This is a genomic window from Neisseria sp. Marseille-Q1983 (genome assembly GCF_018224585.1).
GTDB classification, from domain to species: domain Bacteria; phylum Pseudomonadota; class Gammaproteobacteria; order Burkholderiales; family Neisseriaceae; genus Neisseria; species Neisseria polysaccharea.
In genome coordinates this window covers 21,289-41,037 of the sequence record NZ_JAGTUI010000015.1, presented here as the reverse complement: position 1 = coordinate 41,037, position 19,749 = coordinate 21,289, and the positions used below count along the sequence as shown (strand labels likewise).

Annotated in this window: 14 protein-coding genes and 4 pseudogenes; 7 read left to right on the top strand and 11 right to left on the bottom strand. The window is 50.5% G+C overall.

Features of this window, described 5'->3' with window-relative positions:
* Nucleotides 1-308: 308 nt before the first annotated feature.
* Nucleotides 309-2,516, bottom strand: coding sequence for a DNA helicase II (gene uvrD / locus KEM39_RS05185; RefSeq protein ID WP_118834195.1), 2,208 nt, complete (start codon nt 2,514-2,516; stop codon nt 309-311).
* A gap of 120 nt (nt 2,517-2,636) precedes the next feature.
* Complete coding sequence (locus KEM39_RS05180) at nt 2,637-2,882, bottom strand: helix-turn-helix domain-containing protein (protein WP_003753308.1); 246 nt, start codon at nt 2,880-2,882, stop codon at nt 2,637-2,639.
* A 216-nt stretch (nt 2,883-3,098) separates the two neighbouring features.
* On the opposite strand from KEM39_RS05180, the pseudogene KEM39_RS05175 reads away from it, so the two are divergent.
* Nucleotides 3,099-3,209, top strand: a pseudogene (locus KEM39_RS05175) (IS5/IS1182 family transposase); the annotation flags it as partial.
* Between the two features lie 1,040 nt (nt 3,210-4,249).
* Here KEM39_RS05175 and KEM39_RS05170 read toward each other — a convergent pair.
* The 7 genes and pseudogenes from KEM39_RS05170 to KEM39_RS05130 all read right to left on the bottom strand — a co-directional run bounded on the left by KEM39_RS05170 (nt 4,250) and on the right by KEM39_RS05130 (nt 12,828).
* Nucleotides 4,250-4,561 carry a hemagglutinin repeat-containing protein gene (locus KEM39_RS05170; RefSeq protein WP_240002734.1) on the bottom strand — a complete coding sequence of 104 codons (312 nt, stop codon included), beginning with the start codon at nt 4,559-4,561 and terminating at the stop codon, nt 4,250-4,252.
* A 391-nt stretch (nt 4,562-4,952) separates the two neighbouring features.
* A pseudogene (locus KEM39_RS12000) lies at nt 4,953-7,904 on the bottom strand (hemagglutinin repeat-containing protein); the annotation flags it as partial.
* Nucleotides 7,905-8,327: 423 nt separating this feature from the next.
* Complete coding sequence (locus tag KEM39_RS05150) at nt 8,328-8,648, bottom strand: hypothetical protein (protein WP_025457502.1); 321 nt, start codon at nt 8,646-8,648, stop codon at nt 8,328-8,330.
* A gap of 56 nt (nt 8,649-8,704) precedes the next feature.
* On the bottom strand, nt 8,705-11,497 hold the full coding sequence (gene polA, locus KEM39_RS05145; RefSeq protein ID WP_211709678.1) for a DNA polymerase I: 2,793 nt from the start codon (nt 11,495-11,497) through the stop codon (nt 8,705-8,707).
* A 102-nt stretch (nt 11,498-11,599) separates the two neighbouring features.
* The gene (locus tag KEM39_RS05140; RefSeq protein ID WP_107819546.1) at nt 11,600-12,058 is read right to left on the bottom strand and encodes a DUF2247 family protein; all 459 of its coding nucleotides are present in this window, start codon (nt 12,056-12,058) and stop codon (nt 11,600-11,602) included.
* Nucleotides 12,059-12,136: 78 nt separating this feature from the next.
* The gene (locus KEM39_RS05135; protein WP_061386569.1) at nt 12,137-12,418 is read right to left on the bottom strand and encodes a hypothetical protein; all 282 of its coding nucleotides are present in this window, start codon (nt 12,416-12,418) and stop codon (nt 12,137-12,139) included.
* An 86-nt stretch (nt 12,419-12,504) separates the two neighbouring features.
* Nucleotides 12,505-12,828: a hypothetical protein gene (locus KEM39_RS05130; RefSeq protein ID WP_107863953.1), complete on the bottom strand. Its 324-nt coding sequence runs from the start codon at nt 12,826-12,828 to the stop codon at nt 12,505-12,507.
* 79 nt (nt 12,829-12,907) lie between these two features.
* Between KEM39_RS05130 and KEM39_RS05125 the strand changes: the two are divergent.
* The 3 genes and pseudogenes from KEM39_RS05125 to KEM39_RS05115 all read left to right on the top strand — a co-directional run.
* A pseudogene (locus tag KEM39_RS05125) lies at nt 12,908-13,054 on the top strand (IS1595 family transposase); the annotation flags it as partial.
* An 87-nt stretch (nt 13,055-13,141) separates the two neighbouring features.
* Complete coding sequence (locus KEM39_RS05120) at nt 13,142-13,975, top strand: DUF4198 domain-containing protein (RefSeq protein ID WP_013448274.1); 834 nt, start codon at nt 13,142-13,144, stop codon at nt 13,973-13,975.
* A 108-nt stretch (nt 13,976-14,083) separates the two neighbouring features.
* Nucleotides 14,084-14,759 (top strand): annotated as a pseudogene (locus KEM39_RS05115) (IS1595 family transposase).
* 132 nt (nt 14,760-14,891) lie between these two features.
* Here the strand turns inward: KEM39_RS05115 and KEM39_RS05110 are convergent.
* Together KEM39_RS05110 and KEM39_RS05105 are read right to left on the bottom strand one after the other, a co-directional pair.
* Nucleotides 14,892-15,071, bottom strand: a complete 180-nt coding sequence (locus KEM39_RS05110; RefSeq protein WP_118997385.1) for a hypothetical protein — start codon at nt 15,069-15,071, stop codon at nt 14,892-14,894.
* A gap of 15 nt (nt 15,072-15,086) precedes the next feature.
* The gene (locus tag KEM39_RS05105; RefSeq protein ID WP_118997384.1) at nt 15,087-16,097 is read right to left on the bottom strand and encodes a quinone-dependent dihydroorotate dehydrogenase; all 1,011 of its coding nucleotides are present in this window, start codon (nt 16,095-16,097) and stop codon (nt 15,087-15,089) included.
* Nucleotides 16,098-16,327: 230 nt separating this feature from the next.
* Here KEM39_RS05105 and acpP point away from each other — a divergent pair, with 230 nt between their 5' ends.
* The 3 genes from acpP to KEM39_RS05090 all read left to right on the top strand — a co-directional run bounded on the left by acpP (nt 16,328) and on the right by KEM39_RS05090 (nt 19,385).
* A complete protein-coding gene (acpP, locus tag KEM39_RS05100) occupies nt 16,328-16,564 on the top strand; it encodes an acyl carrier protein (protein WP_002215574.1) in 237 nt (78 codons plus the stop codon).
* Nucleotides 16,565-16,719: 155 nt separating this feature from the next.
* A complete protein-coding gene (gene fabF / locus KEM39_RS05095) occupies nt 16,720-17,967 on the top strand; it encodes a beta-ketoacyl-ACP synthase II (protein ID WP_118997383.1) in 1,248 nt (415 codons plus the stop codon).
* A 203-nt stretch (nt 17,968-18,170) separates the two neighbouring features.
* Nucleotides 18,171-19,385 carry an MFS transporter gene (locus KEM39_RS05090; protein WP_211709677.1) on the top strand — a complete coding sequence of 405 codons (1,215 nt, stop codon included), beginning with the start codon at nt 18,171-18,173 and terminating at the stop codon, nt 19,383-19,385.
* Nucleotides 19,386-19,749: the final 364 nt, after the last annotated feature.

The window sequence follows — 19,749 nt, the reverse complement described above, 5'->3', positions numbered from 1 at the left end:
TCTATACCCGGCTTTTACCGTCCGTCATTCCCGCGCAGGCGGGAATCTAGGACGTGGAATCTAAAGAAACCTTTTATCCGATAAGTTTCCGTACCGAAAGGTCTGGATTCCCGCCTTCGCGGGAATGACGGCGGCGGTTGCGGCAAAATTGCCCTTCCCGTTTTCAGACGGCCTTTTGCCTTGTCCTTACTACGTTTTTTGCCGTAGGTCGGATTTTTGAATCCGACATTTCCAACAGCGGTTTTTCGGAAACGATAGACGCGTCAAATGTTTTTGTCGAATACAAGTATTCGACCTACATTTTAAATTTACACCTCTTCCAATTTCGCAAACTTGGTGTCCAGCTCTTTCACGCCATGTTTGCCGAAGTTGATGGTCAGGCGGGCGGATTCGCCTTTGTCTGCGGCATCGATAATCACGCCGGTGCCGAATTTGGCGTGTCGGACGTTTTGGCCGATGCGGAAGCCTGCGTAGGTTTGCGGCTGTTTGAAGTCATCGAGGGTTTTGTCTTTGAACGTGGCGGTTTGGCGCATGTTGCCGTAGCTGTCGTAGGCGGGTTTTTTGACGGACAGGTAGTGCAATACTTCGGGCGGGATTTCTTCGACGAAGCGGGAGACGATGCCGAATTGGGTTTGTCCGTGCAGCATGCGTTGTTGCGCCATGGTGATGTAGAGGCGTTTGCGGGCGCGGGTGATGGCGACGTACATGAGGCGGCGTTCTTCTTCGAGGCCGCCGCGTTCGGCAAGGCTCATTTCGCTGGGGAAGCGGCCTTCTTCCATGCCGGTGAGGAAGACGGCGTTAAATTCCAAGCCTTTGGCGGCGTGGACGGTCATCAGTTGGATGGCTTTTTCGCCTGCGCCTGCCTGGTTTTCGCCGGATTCGAGGGCGGCGTTGCTCAAGAAAGCGAGGATGGGGAAGGCGGGGTCGTCTGAAATGTTTTCGGGTAGGATTTCAAAATTGCTGTCTTCGGGTTTGAACTCGATGGCGGCGTTGACGAGTTCGTCGAGGTTGTCGAGGCGGTCTTGGTTGTCGCCTTTTTGGGTTCGGTAGTGTTCGGTCAGGCCGCTGTCTTTTAGGATGCCGACGATGATTTCGGACAGGGGCATTTGTCCGACTTGGTTGCGCAGGGCTTCAATCAGGCGGACGAAGGCGGCGATTTTGGCGGCTTTTGAGCCGGCATTGCAGGCTGCCTGCCAGAGGGTGATGCCTTGTTCGTTTGAGGCCGCCTGAAGGTTTTCGACGGTGCGTGCACCGATGCCGCGCGGTGGGAAGTTAATCACGCGTAAGAGGGCGTTGTCGTCGTCTGGATTGACGGCGAGGCGCAGGTAGGCGAGCGCGTGTTTGATTTCTTGGCGTTCGTAAAAGCGCAAGCCGCCGTAGATTTTGTAGGGGATGCCGCTGCGGAACAGGCTTTGTTCGATGACGCGGGATTGGGCGTTGCTGCGGTAGAGGACGGCGATTTCGTCCAAATTCCAGCCTTCGCGTTCGAGGGCTTTGGTTTCGTCCACGATGAATTGGGCTTCTTCGAGGTCGGTAAAGGCGGAGTAGTAGCGGATTTTGTCGCCTGCTTCGGCGTCGGTGCGCAGGTTTTTGCCGAGGCGTTCGTCGTTGTTTTCGATGACGGCGTTGGCGGCGGCGAGGATGTTGCCGACGGAGCGGTAGTTTTGTTCGAGTTTGACGGGCGCGTCGATGTGGAATTCTTCCATCAACGCGGTCATGTTGCCGACGTTTGCGCCGCGGAAACGGTAGATACTTTGGTCGTCGTCGCCGACGGCAAACACTGCCGTGTTACCGCCCGCCATGAGTTTGAGCCACGCGTATTGCAGTTTGTTGGTGTCTTGGAACTCGTCGACCAGAATGTGGTTGAAGCGGTTTTGGTAATGCTGGCGCAGGATTTCGTTGCTTTGCAGCATTTCGTAGCTGCGGAGCATGAGTTCGGCAAAATCGACCACACCTTCGCGTTGGCAAATTTTGTCGTATTCGGCGTAGCACTCAATCATGCGGCGCGTGTGCGGATCTGGCGCACTCAAGACGGAAGCGCGCAAGCCGGATTCTTTTTGCGCGTTGATAAAGCCTTGCAGCGAACGCGGTGCGATGATTTCTTCGGCGATGTTGAGGCTTTTGAGCAGGCGTTTAATCAGGGAAAGTTGGTCGCCGCTGTCGAGAATTTGAAAGGAAGACGGCAGGCCTGCGTCGCGGTGGTGCAGCCGTAGAAAACGGTGGCAGAGTCCGTGGAACGTGCCAAGCCACATGGCGCGGACGTTGACGGGAATCATCGCGCCCAAACGGGTTTGCATTTCTTTGGCGGCTTTGTTGGTAAACGTTACCGCCATAATGCTGTGCACGCTTGCCTGATCGGTTTGCAAAAGCCATGCGATGCGCGTGGTCAGCACGCGCGTTTTGCCGCTGCCCGCGCCCGCCAAAACGAGGGCGGATTGCGGCGGCCAGGTTACGGCGGAAAGTTGTTCGGGGTTCAAGCCTTGCAGCAGATTTGGTGCGGATTGGTCGGGAAACATAGGGATGCCGTCTGAAAAGTGGAATGCGCTATTTTAATAGAAACGGAAGGATGCCGTTTGAAAACAAAACAGAAACTGTACGATGGCGGACGGCGGCGGCATAGGGCGGGTGCGCCGACATTATCTGAGTTGCAGCAGGTCTTTTCTAACCAGTTCTTCCAAAGGCATACCCAACGCATCGGCAATCTGACCCATCACATCAATGGAAACCGAACGGCTGCCGCGTTCTATTTCGCTGATATAGGTTTTGCTTACGCGCGCACTGAAAGCCAACTCTTCTTGAGAAAGCTCTTTCAAACGCCTGACCTGCCTCATATTTTGGGCGAAGATAAGGCGGTAGGGGTTTGGGGTGGTCGGTTTTTCCATGCAGGGAGTATGGAAAAATCCTAATATTCAAACAATAAACTATAGCTTGTTAAAATAAAACTATAGTTGAATAAATTTGTAAAATAGAATAATATTTCAAATGCAGCAAATCAAAATTTTTTAAATCTTATTCAGAAGGGTAAAAAATGAGCGTAAACCGTATTGCTTTGATGTCGGTATTGGCAGCCCTCTTGGCTGCCTGCGCCACACCGTATGTATAGTGGATTAAATTTAAATCAGGACAAGGCGACGAAGCCGCAGACAGTACAGATAGTACGGCAAGGCGAGGCAACGCTGTACTGGTTTAAATTTAATCCACTATATATTGGCATAAGGACGGGGTCTCCAAGCAAGAGGCACTCGACCAATTGGGCTACTGCCGCAAAGATGTCGATGCAAACCGTTTGGAAAAACAGAAAGCCGCCAAGCTGGTTTTCTACTGCATGAAAGCCAACGGTTACAGCCTGATGAGGGGATACCGTTAAGCAGGCTCAAGACCGCCTGACGACGGTTGGCACGCGGCCGGGCGCGGGGAAGCCTTATATATTGCACCCAGCCAAAGGGGCGCATTACTTTTCTTTCCCGCAAATCCTGAAAACAAGGCGGTATCCGGATGGGTTTCAATCCCGCAGCGGCGGGGAAAATATTTTGTATCCGGTAGGGCGGTTTGCTGCCCGAACGTAGGAATAACCGCCTTGCAACAGCCGGAATCGTACCGATTGTTCAAACACCGTCGGAACAAACGGCTGCGTTTCAAAATAGTGCCGCGAAACAAGCGGGGGCGGATAAAGTTGTTTTAGTTCGAAAAATTAACAGGCCGTGTTTTAATATAGTGTTGATATATATACTTATCTCCAATTTATTCAATAGGATAGCTTTCTTCCCAACCGAAAAATAATTGTCTTTCCCCTTGCGGATAATTGAAATCAACAGATTACTAAAACACAACCAAGTTAAAATATCTTCAAATGATGGCAAAATGCGTATCCGGCATTTCAGACCGGCAAATCCGCACCATCTGAAAACACAGCCGGAGCCCGATGCCGTCTGAAACCCGAATTGTCAGGCTTCAGACGGCATGGGTCGGGTTTTGGGTTTCAACCGTCACGCGCAACTAAATAGGTATCCAGGCTACGGCTTACTGGCGTCGATTTTGTGATAGTGCAAAAACAATTGAAAAAACAGTTAAAATTAAGACATTTTCCAATGCCTGCAAAAATTCCGTATCAAAAAATAACCACTGCACACAAGCTGATATAAATAATGATTTCAAAGCAATAAAAATGAGAAATCCAACCTTATCCAAATTTTCGTTATAGTCCCAAAATATGTTTGTCAACGGATACCATAAATACTTTGTCATTAACTTAGACAGTCCAAAAATTGGAACATATAAGGTAAGCGTAATGAACCATACAAACATCGGCGTCGATGCGTCGGGCATGGGCTTGGGCACCGTTCAGCACGGTATTGCCCTTGCTGCTGAGCTGCAGTTTGTCCGATTGCAGCAGGGTGTTTTGATGGGTTTGGCTGTCCGAACGGTTTTTGCCTTTGCCGTAGGCCGCTTCGGCATAGATATAGACGCCGGTTTGGGCACCAACGGAAACCCCGACGCCGACTTGTACGCCGGCATTGCGGTTTTTGCCGTCCTGATGTTGGCTGTCTTGGGCGGAGAGCAGCCGGATGTCGCGCGCGGAATCGGCCAGTTGGTAGGCTTGGGCGCCGGCGGCCAGGGTTTGCAGGGCGCGGGTGCGGTCGTCGGCTTTGCTTACCTTTTTTCTGCTAAGGCAAAAACAAAATTGCCCAATTTACTAAGGTCATTAGGTAGAGAGTCGCTCACAAAGAAATTAATCATAAATGAAATATCACTTAATAGATCTCCGTTAACTTCTCCTACTGCATCATATAGATAACTTTTTTCATCCTCGTCTAGTTCATGATCAGAGAAAACAATGAGTTCAGCATTTTTACTACTCAATATGTTGAAAGAAATTGATATTACTCCTTTAGGGATGTTAAATAATAATGCCCTCTGAAAAGATAAACACAAAAAATTAATATTTTCTATCATCATTTTCCCTTGTTAGGATTGACAGGTACAACTTTTGGACTTTTATTAATGGATTGTATCTTGAATATGTTCGTATTCTTTACAATGTCTGGCTTGCCATTTGGATTGCCTCTGTTCACATAAACACCGTTAACATTTTTAACCTCAATTAATACTGAATTATCAGAAAGATCAATCGATATGACACGCGCTGTCCCAGATTTATATGCATCTAAAACAGTTTGAGCATCCTTATATGAAGATAAATATGATTTATCATGTGGTGCTGTACCTAAAATGTGCCTTTTTTGTTTCTGCATACTCACTTTGTCTGCGACTCCATGAGTTTTAAAAAGTTTTTCAATCAACGGCACATCTGCTTTTTCTATTCTTGGCACATCTGTCTTTTTATTCTGCTCTAAAACCCGACTGCTAAACACCCGTTTGCTTCCGTCAGGCCGTACCACTTTCACCGCATTGTCCGACCACGTTACCTTGGATCCTTTCGGTATCATTTGTCCGTTAGCCAAACGCTGTTCCTGCATCAAAGTAACAGTTGTTCCTTGTACCGCATGAGGACTTGAAGAGATATAGCTTTCTCCGATAGGAATAATTTTACCCTGTGTAGGCTTAGTTATAGGACGAGTTGGTCGGATTCTAAATTTTGCTCCGGTCAATGTCAGCACGGCTGGGCCATACACTGATCCCAAATATTCCTGCCGCGTTTTCGTAGTTTGGTAAGGGTTCTCTAGTGCATATTGATTATATGCAAAAGTTCCTATGGGCATACCATACTGCGCCCCACCGGTTGCCCCGCCTCTTTCATCCCATACATAGGCTAAGATACCTTTTCCAGTGCCCTTAATATAATCAGACGTTCGTCCCTCGGGCAAACCCTCCCCCGTAAACATGGATTTTTCCATCCGAAGATTGATTTTCAGCGGAGCCGGCTTGTATTGCGCCGCCTCGGAATATTTTTCCAACAATTGATTGGTGGTTTTTACTTCATCAGGAAAAAAATGTTTAGCCAACTGATTATTAACAAAATCTTTCGCCGTATTTACCGCAGCCCTGCAAAGAGAGCTGGACTGGCTCGTAGCACATTGTCTTTCTAAGTTTTCTTTGTTTATCCTGTAGATCCTTAAAGCATCCTCTTTAGATTTTTTCCCTTTTTTCACATCATCCAAAGTAATGGATGTCAGGTAGTTATTCTCCACCGCATTCTGCCCAAGCACACCCCCTACCTGCGCATTGAACAGGGCACTGCCGTTGCCGTTGTTGGTGCCGCTTCCCCCTTTCAGACTGCCTCCGGCCGCACCGACCACCGAAGCAATCACCCCGGTCTGCGCTTTGATCTCTTCTTTGATGTGCTCGGGCAGTAGGTTGGGATTGAATTTCCCCGTTCTCGGGTCGATGGCGGTCTTGCCGTCGTCGTATTGTTTGGCCAGATACCCGGCTGCGCGTTCGGCGGCAACGGCAGCGCTGCCGCCGGCAAGCGGGTCGGCGCCGTTGGCGTAGGCCAAGGCGGCACCGAGCATAAAGTGGCCGATTGCTTGCGCGGCTTCGTTTTTGTTTTCACCGTGGCCGAAGCGCTTGCCGATGGCGGCTGCAGCATACGGCGCCAACGTATTGGCGGCCAGCTGCAGATCACCCTGGCCGCCCAGGGTGCCGGTAATCAGGGTTTCGGCGGCGCTAAGCGCACGGCTTTTGCTGCCGCCTACGCCCCAGCTTCGGGCTTCTTGGTAAGCTTGGGCATACTTCGCGTTCCCCAGCCTCATGGCCAGCCGTTCGCTGTCGCTTTTACCGGCATATTGCTCATAACTGCCGTCGTTTTGTTCTTTCAGACGGCCTTCGTGGGCGGCCTGTTGTTTTTCCAGCTCTTCGGCTGCCGCTTTGGCACGGTTGCCCCTATAGGTGCCGACGGCACTGTGGATGGCGGCAGTCGATTGGGCGACGGTTTGCTGTTTGTCGAGTAGGTTTTGCAGATCGGGAACGCTGTCGGCACCGTGATGGGCAGTGGCCGAATCGGTATGGATGCCGAGGGCGCGGGCACTGGTTTTTTTGCCGCCGATGGTGATGTTGCCTTCGCTGAGTACCGAGCGGGTATAGCCTTGGCTGACGCCGCTTTCATGCTGGGGCAGGGTGGGGCTGTAGTTGAAGCCTTTGTTCATGTTCTGGCCGGCGGTTTGGGACGCACGACCAAAGGCGCTTTGATTGAAGCCGTCGCTGCCTTTCAGGCTGCCGCCATAACCGGCACCGATGCCCATGCTGCTGGCACTGTAGCTGCTTTCGTTGCGGAGGTCTTCGAAGCTGAAACTGCGGGCGGTGAGTTCGTTGTGGTCTTTGTCTGCGGCAGAAGCGATGGCACCGCCTTTAAGCCGGACACCGTCGGCTGTGATGTGGTAGCCGCCTTCGCCGGCAAAGAGGCCGCTTTGGCTGCCGACGCTGCGGCTGTGGCCGCTGGCTTTGCTTTGGTTGTAGTTGCCGGATACGCTCCATGCGGTACCGAGCGCGACTTGGGCGCGGATGCCGCCGCCGCTTTGTTTGCTCTCCTGTTCGACAGTGTCCTGCGGGCTTTCGATATAAAGGGTGCCGCCGACATCGGCGTCGATGCGTTTTGCATGGGCTTGGGCACCGTTCAGCACGGTATTGCCCTTGCTGCTGAGCTGCAGTTTGTCCGATTGCAGCAGGGTGTTTTGATGGGTTTGGCTGTCCGAACGGTTTTTGCCTTTGCCGTAGGCCGCTTCGGCATAGATATAGACGCCGGTTTGGGCACCAACGGAAACCCCGACGCCGACTTGTACGCCGGCATTGCGGTTTTTGCCGTCCTGATGTTGGCTGTCTTGGGCGGAGAGCAGCCGGATGTCGCGCGCGGAATCGAGGCGGATGGTGTCGCCCGCAGTAATGTTGCTGCCTTGGACGGTAATGTCGCCCTCGCGGCTGCGGATATTGATGTCGCCGCCGGCTTTTAGAAATCATATCTCCCTGAGTTTAAATAAATAGACTCGTCTTCAGACTCTGTTAAACAACCATTGAAAACACTATCTATACTTAAAATATAGTGTCCGTGGTTATACGATATGTAATTACAATTCCCCCAGCCAGGCACGTTATAGCTAAAAAAATTACATCCTAAAATTTCATGTGGATAAATATTAATCTCGCTTAAATTAGATGGGTATCTTCCTTTCTGAGTTTTAAACAAGTGAACTCTATTATTTATAAAAATTATTTTTTTCATGCAATTCTGTTGATCATATTTATTAAATAATATAGTAAATATAATTATTGCTGCAGTGACAAAAAATTTTCTCAATTATTTCCCTCCTGAATATTAGCGTATCCGCCAGTCATTGAGATTTCAGGAAAATACATTCCAATATATTTGGCCTGACTCAAATAAAGCCGATTTGTACCAAAAGGGTCGTTGAATAAATTGGCATAGGAAAAGATACCAAAATAATCAAATAAGTAAGTGTATAAAAAAACACTTCGCCAATAAATTTTTTTACTTCATACCTCCTCTTGGCTTTTATATCATTAGGATAAAACGACGTATCTTGAACAGGTATCCGATCAGAATTTCCAGATACCCATTCTTGACATTTATATCTGGATTTTTTCCATAAACCGGTAAATATACCTATAATGACAGCTGTAACAATACCGCAAACAATGTTTAATACTATTGATTTCCAATCATTAGAATCGAGCATTTTACTTCCTTAAATTTTGATAAATCAAAACGTAACAGTTCAATACTTGTGCATTCTCAATGTGCCTCTTCCCAATTCTCCCCTACGCCAACCTCAGCCACCAGCGGCACTTTCAACATCCCTTCATCCACTTTCGCCATAATCTGCGGCAGTTTTTCTTTGACTAAATCCAGTTCGGCTTCAGGTACTTCCAGTACCAGTTCGTCATGCACCTGCATAATCAGTTTGCTCTTCAGGTCGTCTGAAACCAGCCAGCGGGACACGTCTATCATGGCGCGTTTGATGAGGTCGGAGGCGGTGCCTTGCATGGGGGCATTGATGGCGGCACGTTCGGCTCCGGCGCGGGCGTTGGCGTTTTTGTTGTGGATGTCGGGCAGGTAGAGGCGGCGACCGAACAGGGTTTCGACGAAGCCTTGCGCGGCGGCTTGTTCTTTGGTGCGCTGCATATATTCGGCGACGCCGGGGTAGCGGGCAAAGTAGCGGTCGATAAAGTTTTTGGCGGAGATGTTGTCAATGCCCAATGATTTGGCAAGGCCGTATTGACCCATGCCGTAAATCAGGCCGAAGTTGATGGTTTTGGCGTAGCGGCGTTGTTCGGACGAGACGTTTTCGGGGGCGATGCCGAATACTTCGGCGGCGGTGCGGCGGTGTACGTCTTCGCCGTTTTGGAACGCGGCGATGAGGGTTTTGTCACCGGAGAGGTGCGCCATGATGCGCAGCTCGATTTGGGAATAGTCGGCGGAAACGATGACGCTGCCCGGCGGCGCGGTAAAGGCGCGGCGCACGCGGCGGCCTTCGGCGGTGCGGATGGGGATGTTTTGCAGGTTGGGGTTGTTGCTGGCGAGGCGGCCGGTAATGGCGACGGCTTGGGCGTAGGTGGTATGCACGCGGCCGTCTTTTGGCGAAATCATTTCGGGCAGTTTGTCGGTGTAGGTGGATTTGAGTTTCGCCAAGCTGCGGTTTTGCAGGATGATTTTGGGCAGTGGGTAGTCGGGCGCGAGCTGTTCGAGTACGGCTTCGTTGGTAGAAATGCCGCCTTTGGCGGTTTTTTTCAGGCCTTTGGTGGGGATGCCCATTTTGTCGAACAGGATTTCTTGAAGCTGTTTGGGCGAGTTGAGGTTGAACGGCTGGCCTGCGGCGGCGTAGGCTTCTTGTTCGAGTTTCATCAGCTCGGTGCCGAGTTCCGCGCTTTGGCGGGCGAGTTCGGCGCGGTCGATTTGCACGCCGTTGCGTTCCATTTCAAACAATACCTGCGCGACGGGCAACTCCATTTTTTCATACATTTCAAGCTGTTTGGCGTCCATTTGCGCGCGCAGGTGCGCTTCGAGACGCAGGGCGAAATCGGCGTCTTGTGCGGCGTATTCGGTCGCCTGCCCGATGGCGACATCGGCAAAACTGATTTGCTTCGCGCCTTTACCGCACAACGATTCGTAGGTAATGGTTTCCAAGCCCAGCCAGCGTTCGGACAATTCGTCCAAGCCGTGTCCGAGATGGCTCTCGATGATATAGGAAGCGAGCATGGAATCGCCGGCAATGCCGTTCAGCGCGATGCCGTAGTTGGCGAAAACGTGTTGGTCGTATTTGAGGTTTTGCCCGATTTTTTTCAGGGCTGGGTTTTCCAAATGCGGTTTCAGACGGCCTAATACGTCTTGCAAATCAAGCTGTTCGGGCGCGGCAGTCAGGCTGTGGCCTACGGGGATGTAAACCGCTTCACCTGCTTGGAACGCAATGCTGATGCCGACTAACGAGGCGTTCATCGCGTCTAATGACGTGGTTTCCGTATCGATGCCGATTTTGTCCGCCTGAGCCAGTTTGTCCAACAAGGCGGCAAACTGCGCTTCGGTGGTAACGGCTTGATAATACAGCTTTTCGGGGGCTGGGGCATGTTCTATGATTTTTTCAGACGACGTTTCCATGTCCAACGCCGCCTGTTCGCCTATCGTATCGCTGCCGAACAAATCGCCGTCCGCCGCTTCGTGCATACGGCTTTCCGCTTCTTTCAGCCAAGTGCGGAAGCCCCAGCGTTTGAAATCGACCGCAAGCTGCGACCATTTCGGCGAAGTGCGGCGCAGGCTTTCGAGGCCGTCTGAAAGCTCGGTGTGCAAGTCCACATCGGTTTTAATCGTTACCAAATCATACGACAGCGGCAGTTGTTCCAAAGCGGCTTGCAGGTTTTCGCCGACCTTGCCTTTGACTTCGCCAGCGTGTTCCACCACACCAGCCAGCGAGCCATAGGCTTCCAGCCACTTCACCGCCGTTTTCGGGCCGCATTTTTCCACGCCCGGCACATTGTCCACCTTGTCGCCCATCAGCGCGAGATAATCGCGGATTTGGTCGGGGCGCACGCCGAATTTTTCCTTCACGCCTTCAATGTCCAGCGTTTCGCCGCTCATTGTGTTCACCAGCGTTACGCGCTCGTTCACCAACTGCGCCATGTCCTTATCGCCGGTAGATACCACCACGTTCCACCCTGCTTCGCTAGCCATCTTAGCCAAAGTGCCAATCACGTCGTCCGCTTCTACCTGCGGAATCACCAATACCGGCCAGCCCATCAGGCGCACCAAATCCGGCAAGGCTTCCGCCTGCGGGCGCAAATCGTCCGGCATCGGCGGGCGCGTCGCCTTATAGTCGGGGAACATCTCGTGGCGGAAATTCTTGCCCTTTGCATCAAACACCACCGCGCAATAATCGTGCACATAATCCGAGCGCAGACGACGCAACATATTCAACACGCCATAAAGCGCACCCGTCGGCGCACCGTCAGGCGCAGTCAACTGCGCCATCGCGTGATAAGCGCGGTAGAGATAAGAAGAGCCGTCAACGAGGAGAAGGGTGTGAATGGTTGCCATGATAGTATCTGCTGATGAGAAAATAAAAATGACCTAATTATAAGGGATAATTAAAATGCCGTCTGAAAGCCCATTTCAGACGGCATTTGAATCTGGCCTGCCTTATCTACCCAAATATTTTGCCCAATTGAGATACAACCGGGCAATATTTTCTTCATAGCTGTGGGCAGAAGGAATATAACCGTCTTTAGGCGGCATATATCTGACAAATGATTCCATTTCTTCCGGGTAATCAAAATCTGCATAAATTTTTTCAACTTCCCCCAAAGGATCCTCAAATTCTTCTGTTCTATGGAATACATCGCTTAAGAGGACGTACAGCCAATTTTTAGGGGAATAGCCACTCATTTCCGAAGCCAAATCTTCCAGAACAGGTTTTAATTCAAGAATATTGGATTTGTTGATTAAAGATAGCTTGAACACGCGTTCATCATGATCTGAAAGCGTCATTTTTCGGGCATAAGCTACTACATCAGCCCAACCCAAGTATTTACTCTCATATCCCCACAGAATATCCTTCCAAGAAAGGCGGACTTTTTGCGCGGTTAAATCAAGGTTCATTTTTTACTCCGGTTGCCTGCTCCGTGTTCACGCGTCGGTTTGCCCGCCCCGTCATTCCGCCCCTTTCGATTATGCCTGTTACGAAAAGTCTTCCAAATGACGGCTGATTGCCTCTTCAACAGTCGGATACCAATCCATAAATGAAGCCTGCAATTCCTCTAAAACCAACTCATTGAATAAATCATCCAAATTCCGCCAATCCGTTTTTTCATCCGGATAGATGAAATTTGCCATAACGACAGTATGTTTGTTTTGGGAATAATCCGATAAGGCGCAAATCATCAGATACCGCCCCGAATGCTCCAGATAAAAAATTCGTTTTTCCAAGGGAAACCGTTTATTCCGTTGCCCGTTTTCCATTTTTCATCCTTTTTAACGTATCGGCTTCCGCGTCCTTCAAATTGGATTACCTGCCTTCCGCCAAGCCAACGCCCGCGCCCTTTTTATCATTTGAATATCCGTTTGACCATATTTATCAGATAACTATCTTCTTTATATAAATCAATCAGCAAAGGCACGATACCCGGCTCATAAAATAATTCTGTCGTATCAGATGTTTCTTTTAACGCGAAAATTATCTCCAACAGTTCATACCCGTATCGGGGATAAGCAAACAAATAGGGGACTGCTTCACGCAAACATGAAAATGCTTCGTAACTTTGCATTTTCCATATATGTTCATCTTTAAAATCACTCAAATACCATTCATCCAATTCACTTTCCGGATCGGATATCAATCGGATAAATTCATTTAGTTCGTCCTTAAACATATCGAATCCTTAAACTTAAAATCTATTTGGGGCTGTCCTAGATAACTAGGGAAATTCAAATTAAGTTAGAATTATCCCTATGAGAAAAAATCGTCTAAGCCAGTATAAACAAAATAAACTTATTGAGTTATTTGTCGCAGGTATAACTGCAAGAACAGCAGCAGAGTTAGTAGGCGTTAATAAAAATACCGCAGCCTATTATTTTCATCGTTTACGATTACTTATTATTTACAAAAAATGCAAATAAGAGTAATGTTTCTACTCGCCAAAATACAAGGCCTTTCATTCAACAACAAAATGGAGTGTAGAAACTATGAAACAATGGATGCTTTTAGGATTGCTGGGATTGGGCGCAGTGGCGCAGGCGCACGATGTTTGGGTGGCTGCACCGACACATCAGCCAGCCGGCCAAATCCTGCACGCGGATTTGGGTTACAGCCATGACTTCCCCAATGTCGAAAAAATCGCCGACGACCGCGTACATATTTTCAAACCGCTGCAATTGACCGGCAGCTCAAAGAAAACCGTTGATTTGGTAAATAAAGGCGAAAACTATCAATACGTTTCCAAAGCCGCTTTGCCTGAAGGCTCCTACTGGGTCAGCGCAACCTACAAACCGACTTTCTGGTCGAAAAACCAAGACGGCTGGAAACAGCAAACCTTGAAACAGCTGGCCGGTTCAACCTATTGCGAACAATCGCAAATGTTCGGAAAGAGCTTTGTCCAAGTGGGCAACGGCGCAGTTGATGAAGCGGTATTGACCCGCCCTATCGGCCAAGAGCTGGAACTGGTTCCGCTGAAAAATCCGAACGAAGTCAAAGCCGGCGGTATTTTGCCGGTCAAAGTCCTGTACAAAGGCGAGCCTTTGGTTAAAGCCACCGTTACCGCCAGCTCGGACACTTTGGCGGAAATGGACTTGGAATCAACCCATGACCACCGAGAACCTCAAGGCTTCTCCGGCAAAACCGATAAAAACGGCGTGGTCAATGTGATTACTCTGATTGACGGTTTGTGGAAAATCAAAGTCGTGAACGAGACCGATTACGGCGATAAGAGCGTATGTCAGAAAGACAATACTTACGCAACGCTGATTGTGCCTGTCGGTACCAAACGCGCAGCCGCACGCCATGCCCACCATCATCATTAACAACCATTAAAAAAGGCCGTCTGAACTTTCAGACGGCCTTCATTTATTCTAATTCATAACCTAAATTTCTAAAAAAACGGGAGAATGTTTCCAACTCATCACCATTTAATTGGGCAAAACGGACACGGTTGCAGCCGATCAAAACCACACTTTTATCAAAACAGTCCACATTTAGAAATGTTTGATGGCGAAGTAGAAGCAGATGAAAGTTATTTTGGCGGACAACGCAAAGGCAAACGCGGTCGCGGTGCTGCCGGTAAAGTCGCCGTATTTGGTCTTTTGAAGCGAAATGGTAAGAATATTACATTTGCTGCTGACATAAAAAAGCCCCCTTTCACTTGGCTGTCAAAGGGGAATGTTAAGAAAAGTAATGCGCCCCTCTGATGGGACGCAATATATAAGGTTTATACGGTTACTGTACCGAATACTCAAACCGCCACTTTATTTCCTATAATCCGTGAACAAGTGAAACCTGACAGCATTGTTTATACGGATTGTTATCGTAGCTACGATGTATTAGATGTGAGCGAATTTAGCCATTTTAGCTTCGCTGAAACTTCGTTTTCGTATCAATCACAGTACACATTTTGCCGAACGACAAAACCATATCAATGGAATTGAGAACTTTTGGAACAGGGCAAAACGTCATTTACGCAAGTTTAACGGCATTCCCAAAGAGTATTTGGAGCTGTATTTAAAGGTGTGCGAATGGCGTTTTAACAACAGTGAGATAAAAGTTCAAATTTCCATCTTAAAACAATTAGTAAAATCGAGTTTATCCTAGTTATCTAGGACAGTCCCATCTATTTTTATCCCCATATCCTTATTTTCCACATAATGAATTTCAACGCCGTTAATATTTTGCGTTTTCTCAAACCGTCCACTACGGCATAAAATTATTTTTTATATCAATTATTTATATGTTTGACAACTTACCGCCGGACTTGCTTTGGCTGCGTATCAAGATTGTCCGGTTCGCGGCGGGCGTTTGCTTTGTTTCAAACAGGGCGGCGCGTAAGGGATTTTCAAAGGGCGGCAGGCGGAAAAAGGAAATGAAAATGCCGTCTGAACGGCAAAACGTGCGTTCAGACGGCATTTTGGGCGGGACGCGTCATCGCGCCAAAGCCTTCAAACATTCTTTGACCAATGCCGGACCTTTGTATATCAATCCGCTGTACACCTGGACGGCAGTTGCGCCCAAGCGGATTTTCTCTGCCGCGTCCCTGCCTTCCATAATGCCGCCTACGCCGATAATCGGCAGCTTGCCGTCGATGTGGTCTGCCAACAGCTTCAACACCTGATTACTTTTTTCATGAACGGGCAGCCCGCTCAAACCACCCTGCTCGCCTGCGAGCGGATGGCTGCCGAGACTTGATTTGTCGATGGTGGTGTTGGTAGCAATGATGCCGTCCATTTCGACGGATTTGACAACGTGGGCGATGTCTTCGATTTGTGCTTCATCCAAATCGGGGGCGATTTTGACGGCGAGCGGAACGTATTTCCCGTGTACAGAGGCAAGCTGTGCCTGTTTGTTTTTCAAAGCCTCAAGCAATGCGCTCAACTCGTCGCCACCTTGCAGCGCACGGAGGTTTTTGGTGTTGGGCGAGGAAATATTGACGGTAATGTAACTTGCGTGTGCGTAGGCTTTTTCGAGGCAGATTAAATAATCATCGGCAGCGTTTTCAATCGGTGTTACAGCGTTTTTGCCGATGTTGATGCCCAATACGCCGCTGAATTTACTTTTTTCGATGTTGCGTATCATCGCGTCGATGCCGTGGTTGTTGAAACCCATGCGGTTAATAATGCCTTGATGTTCGGGAACGCGAAAGAGACGCGGCTGCGGATTGCCGGGCTGCGGTTTGGGCGTTACCGTGCCGATTTCGATGAAACCGAAGCCGAGCGCGGCCAAAGCATCTATGTATTCGCCGTTTTTATCAAGCCCTGCGGCAAGTCCGACAGGATTGGGCAAATCCATGCCCATCAGCCTGACAGATTTGGCAGCCTTGTTGTCGGTTACCGGAATCAGACCGAGCTTATAACCCGTGTTGAGGGCATTGAGTGTGAAATGGTGTGCCTTTTCGGCATCAAGCGCAAATAGGATACGGCGGGCAAATGAATACATAACGGGCTTCCTGCTCCAGATGGAAATGTTGCCATTTTAACCGAAATCACATGCCGGACACGGCATACATATCAAATTTGAACGTTAAAACCGGCACCACCCAAAAATGTACAAATCCGCAAATATTGATATAATAGGCATTAGATAGAAAACTCTATTAAAAGTCGGTACAATACCACCGATTTATTTCCCTTAAACAACCTGCCGCAAGGCATAAAGGAACGACTGACATGTCAAACATCGAACAACAAGTTAAGAAAATTGTTGCTGAACAACTGGGCGTAAACGAAGCCGACGTGAAAAACGAATCTTCCTTCCAAGACGACTTGGGCGCGGACTCTCTGGACACCGTAGAACTGGTTATGGCTCTGGAAGAAGCCTTCGGCTGCGAAATCCCCGACGAAGATGCCGAAAAAATCACCACCGTCCAACTGGCTATCGACTACATCAATGCCCACAACGGCTAACCGGTCGTCGCCCGACACAACAGCCTCTGCTGCACCGCGCAATAGAGGCTTTTCCCTTATATGGCAAACTGTTTGAACCCCTGCCGCAAATTTCAGACGGCATCTGCACGACAGCCGCATATGCCCCCATTCCGACAACCAACAGCGAGGTTATCATGAGTCAGAGAAGAGTAGTCATTACAGGCTTAGGTCAGGTTTCCCCTGTCGGCAACACTGTCGCAGAGGCTTGGGACAACCTGCTCGCCGGCAAAAGCGGCATCGGCGCGATTACCCGCTTTGACGCATCCGACATCAACAGCCGTGTCGCCGGCGAAGTGCGCGGTTTCGACATCGGACAATACATCAGCGCGAAAGAAGCGCGCCGGATGGACGTATTCATCCACTACGGCATTGCCGCCGCATTGCAGGCAATCGCCGATTCGGGCTTGGACGATGTGGAAAACCTCGATAAAGACCGCGTCGGCGTGAACATCGGTTCCGGCATTGGCGGACTGCCCAGCATCGAGGCCACCGGCAAAGCCGTAATCGAAGGCGGCGCGCGCAAAATCAATCCTTTCTTCATCCCCGGTTCGCTGATCAACCTGATTTCCGGACACGTTACTATCCTCAAAGGCTACCGCGGTCCCAGCTATGGGATGGTTTCCGCCTGTACCACCGGCGCGCACACCATCGGCGATTCCGCCCGACTGATCAAATACGGCGACGCGGACATAATGGTTGCCGGCGGCGCGGAAGGCGCGATCAGCACTTTGGGCGTAGGCGGTTTTGCTGCTATGAAAGCCCTCTCCACCCGCAACGACGATCCCGCCACCGCTTCCCGTCCGTGGGACAAAGGCCGGGACGGCTTCGTTATCGGCGAAGGCGCGGGCATATTGGTGTTGGAAGAATTGGAACACGCCAAAAAACGCGGCGCGAAAATCTACGCCGAAATCGTCGGCTTCGGCATGAGTTCCGATGCTTACCATATCACCGCGCCGAACGAAGAAGGCCCCGCGCTTGCCGTTACCCGCGCGCTGAAAGATGCCGGCATCAATCCCGAAGACGTGGATTACGTCAACGCGCACGGCACGTCCACCCCCTTGGGCGATGCCAACGAAACCAAAGCCCTCAAACGCGCTTTGGGAGAACACGCCTACAAAACCATCGTCAGCTCGACCAAATCCATGACCGGTCACCTGCTCGGCGCGGCAGGCGGCGTGGAGGCCGTGTACAGCATTTTGGCGATACACGACGGCAAAATCCCGCCGACCATCAACATTTTTGAACAAGACGTTGAAGCCGGCTGCGATTTGGACTACTGCGCCAACGAAGCACGCGACGCGGAAATCGACGTTGCCATCTCCAACTCCTTCGGCTTTGGCGGTACCAACGGCACGCTGGTGTTCAAACGCTTCAAAGGCTGATTCCGCAAAGCTGCCGCCGACATCGAAATGCCGTCTGAAACCGTTTCAGACGGCATTTTCTATTGTCCGTCCAAGTTCCAAACCTTTCAGACGGCATTTGCCCGTACCTTCAAGCTAGCTATATCCAAAGAATCAGGAATTATTTAGCCCGAATCATCAGGGTTGTTAAAATCCGCAAACTTAACCGACTCAAAATACACATTATGACGCACACCGCATCGAAAACACCCAAACTCTGGGCGGTCATTGCCGCCGCCGCATTCATCCTGCTGATTACCATCGGCATGAGGATGACGCTCGGACTATTCGTCCAACCCGTCGTCAACACCACCGAATTGAGCATCGCCCAATTCAGCCTCATCATCGCCGTTTTCCAACTGATGTGGGGCGTATCGCAACCATTGTCCGGCGCGCTTGCCGACCGTTTCGGCGCGTTCAGGGTATTAAGCGGCGGTGCAGTCCTGCTCGTCTGCGCCTGCCTGATTGCCCCCAACATCCCGACTTATTGGGGGCTGATGGTTGCCCTCGGGCTGCTGCTCGCATTCGGCACAGGCTCAGGCGGTTTCTCCATCATTATGGGGCAGGTTGCCGCCCAAGTCCCCGCACACAAACGCGGCTTGGCATCCGGACTGGTCAATGCAGGCGGTTCGGCAGGACAATTCCTGTTCGCACCGCTGGTTCAAGGACTCGTTGTCCTGCCCGAAGTCGGCTGGACAGGCACATTTTACGTTTGGGCGGGCATCGCCCTGCTGATTCTGCCAGTCTCATGGTGGCTTGCCGGCGGCAACAACGCCGCCCATACCCAACACACCCAAGCCACACACGGACAAGGGCTCGGAGAAGCAGTCAAAACCGCCTTCAAAACCCCAAGCTACATTCTGCTGCACCTGAGCTTTTTTGCCTGCGGCTTCCACATCGCCTTTCTCGTAACCCACCTACCCACGGAAGTCGCCCTGTGCGGACTGCCCGCCACCGTCGCCTCGACATCCATCGCCATCATCGGACTGGCAAACATCGCCGGTTGCGTGTTCTCAGGCTGGTGCACCGGACGCCTCAAAGGAAAACACGTCCTGTTCGGACTCTACGCCTCACGCGTCGCCATGGTGCTGATTTACATCTTCTCACCCAAAACCGACCTCAACTTCTACATTTTCGCCGCCGCACTCGGATTCACATGGCTCGCCACCGTCGCCCCGACCGCCGCCGTTACCGGCAAACTCTTCGGCACACGCTACCTCGCCACCCTGTTCGGACTGGTGATGCTCACCCACCAAATCGGCGGCTTCCTCGGCTCGTACATCGGCGGCATCGTCATCACACAATTCGGCGACTACGGCTGGATGTGGTATGCCGACGCACTGCTGGCCGGAACCGCCGCCCTCCTCAACCTCCCCATCCGCGAACCCAAAACCGCCTGACAAAAATGCCGTCTGAAAACCTTCAGACGGCATTTTCAAAAATATCCGACATATCCGCCGACATTTCAACCCACAAAACGGCAAGAAGGAAGCCATAAAATCCGCAAGCATCCTACTGCCCATTGATACGACAGGTAAGCAACATCAGAACAGCACGCAACAACTGTCCGAATCCGTATCGAAAATACCATCCAATGATAAAAAACCGGATTAAAACAGCAATATCCGGGCGAAACAGACCCAAAACAGACAAACCCATCAAATCGGGCAGACGAAAAAATACCGACCCTAAGGTCGGTATTTTCAATACTTGGCGCGGCGGACGGGGCTCGAACCCGCGACCCCCGGCGTGACAGGCCGGTAC

What these genes read in the sequence shown, in the direction of transcription:
- polA (WP_211709678.1), bottom strand. Translation starts at nt 11,497, where the DNA reads ATGGCAACCATTCACACCCTTCTCCTCGTTGACGGCTCTTCTTATCTC.
- fabF (WP_118997383.1), top strand. Translation starts at nt 16,720, where the DNA reads ATGAGTCAGAGAAGAGTAGTCATTACAGGCTTAGGTCAGGTTTCCCCT.
- KEM39_RS05135 (WP_061386569.1), bottom strand. Translation starts at nt 12,418, where the DNA reads ATGGAAAACGGGCAACGGAATAAACGGTTTCCCTTGGAAAAACGAATT.
- KEM39_RS05140 (WP_107819546.1), bottom strand. Translation starts at nt 12,058, where the DNA reads ATGAACCTTGATTTAACCGCGCAAAAAGTCCGCCTTTCTTGGAAGGAT.
- acpP (WP_002215574.1), top strand. Translation starts at nt 16,328, where the DNA reads ATGTCAAACATCGAACAACAAGTTAAGAAAATTGTTGCTGAACAACTG.
- KEM39_RS05150 (WP_025457502.1), bottom strand. Translation starts at nt 8,648, where the DNA reads ATGCTCGATTCTAATGATTGGAAATCAATAGTATTAAACATTGTTTGC.
- KEM39_RS05130 (WP_107863953.1), bottom strand. Translation starts at nt 12,828, where the DNA reads ATGTTTAAGGACGAACTAAATGAATTTATCCGATTGATATCCGATCCG.
- KEM39_RS05110 (WP_118997385.1), bottom strand. Translation starts at nt 15,071, where the DNA reads ATGCCGTCTGAACGCACGTTTTGCCGTTCAGACGGCATTTTCATTTCC.
- KEM39_RS05105 (WP_118997384.1), bottom strand. Translation starts at nt 16,097, where the DNA reads ATGTATTCATTTGCCCGCCGTATCCTATTTGCGCTTGATGCCGAAAAG.
- KEM39_RS05180 (WP_003753308.1), bottom strand. Translation starts at nt 2,882, where the DNA reads ATGGAAAAACCGACCACCCCAAACCCCTACCGCCTTATCTTCGCCCAA.
- KEM39_RS05090 (WP_211709677.1), top strand. Translation starts at nt 18,171, where the DNA reads ATGACGCACACCGCATCGAAAACACCCAAACTCTGGGCGGTCATTGCC.
- uvrD (WP_118834195.1), bottom strand. Translation starts at nt 2,516, where the DNA reads ATGTTTCCCGACCAATCCGCACCAAATCTGCTGCAAGGCTTGAACCCC.
- KEM39_RS05120 (WP_013448274.1), top strand. Translation starts at nt 13,142, where the DNA reads ATGAAACAATGGATGCTTTTAGGATTGCTGGGATTGGGCGCAGTGGCG.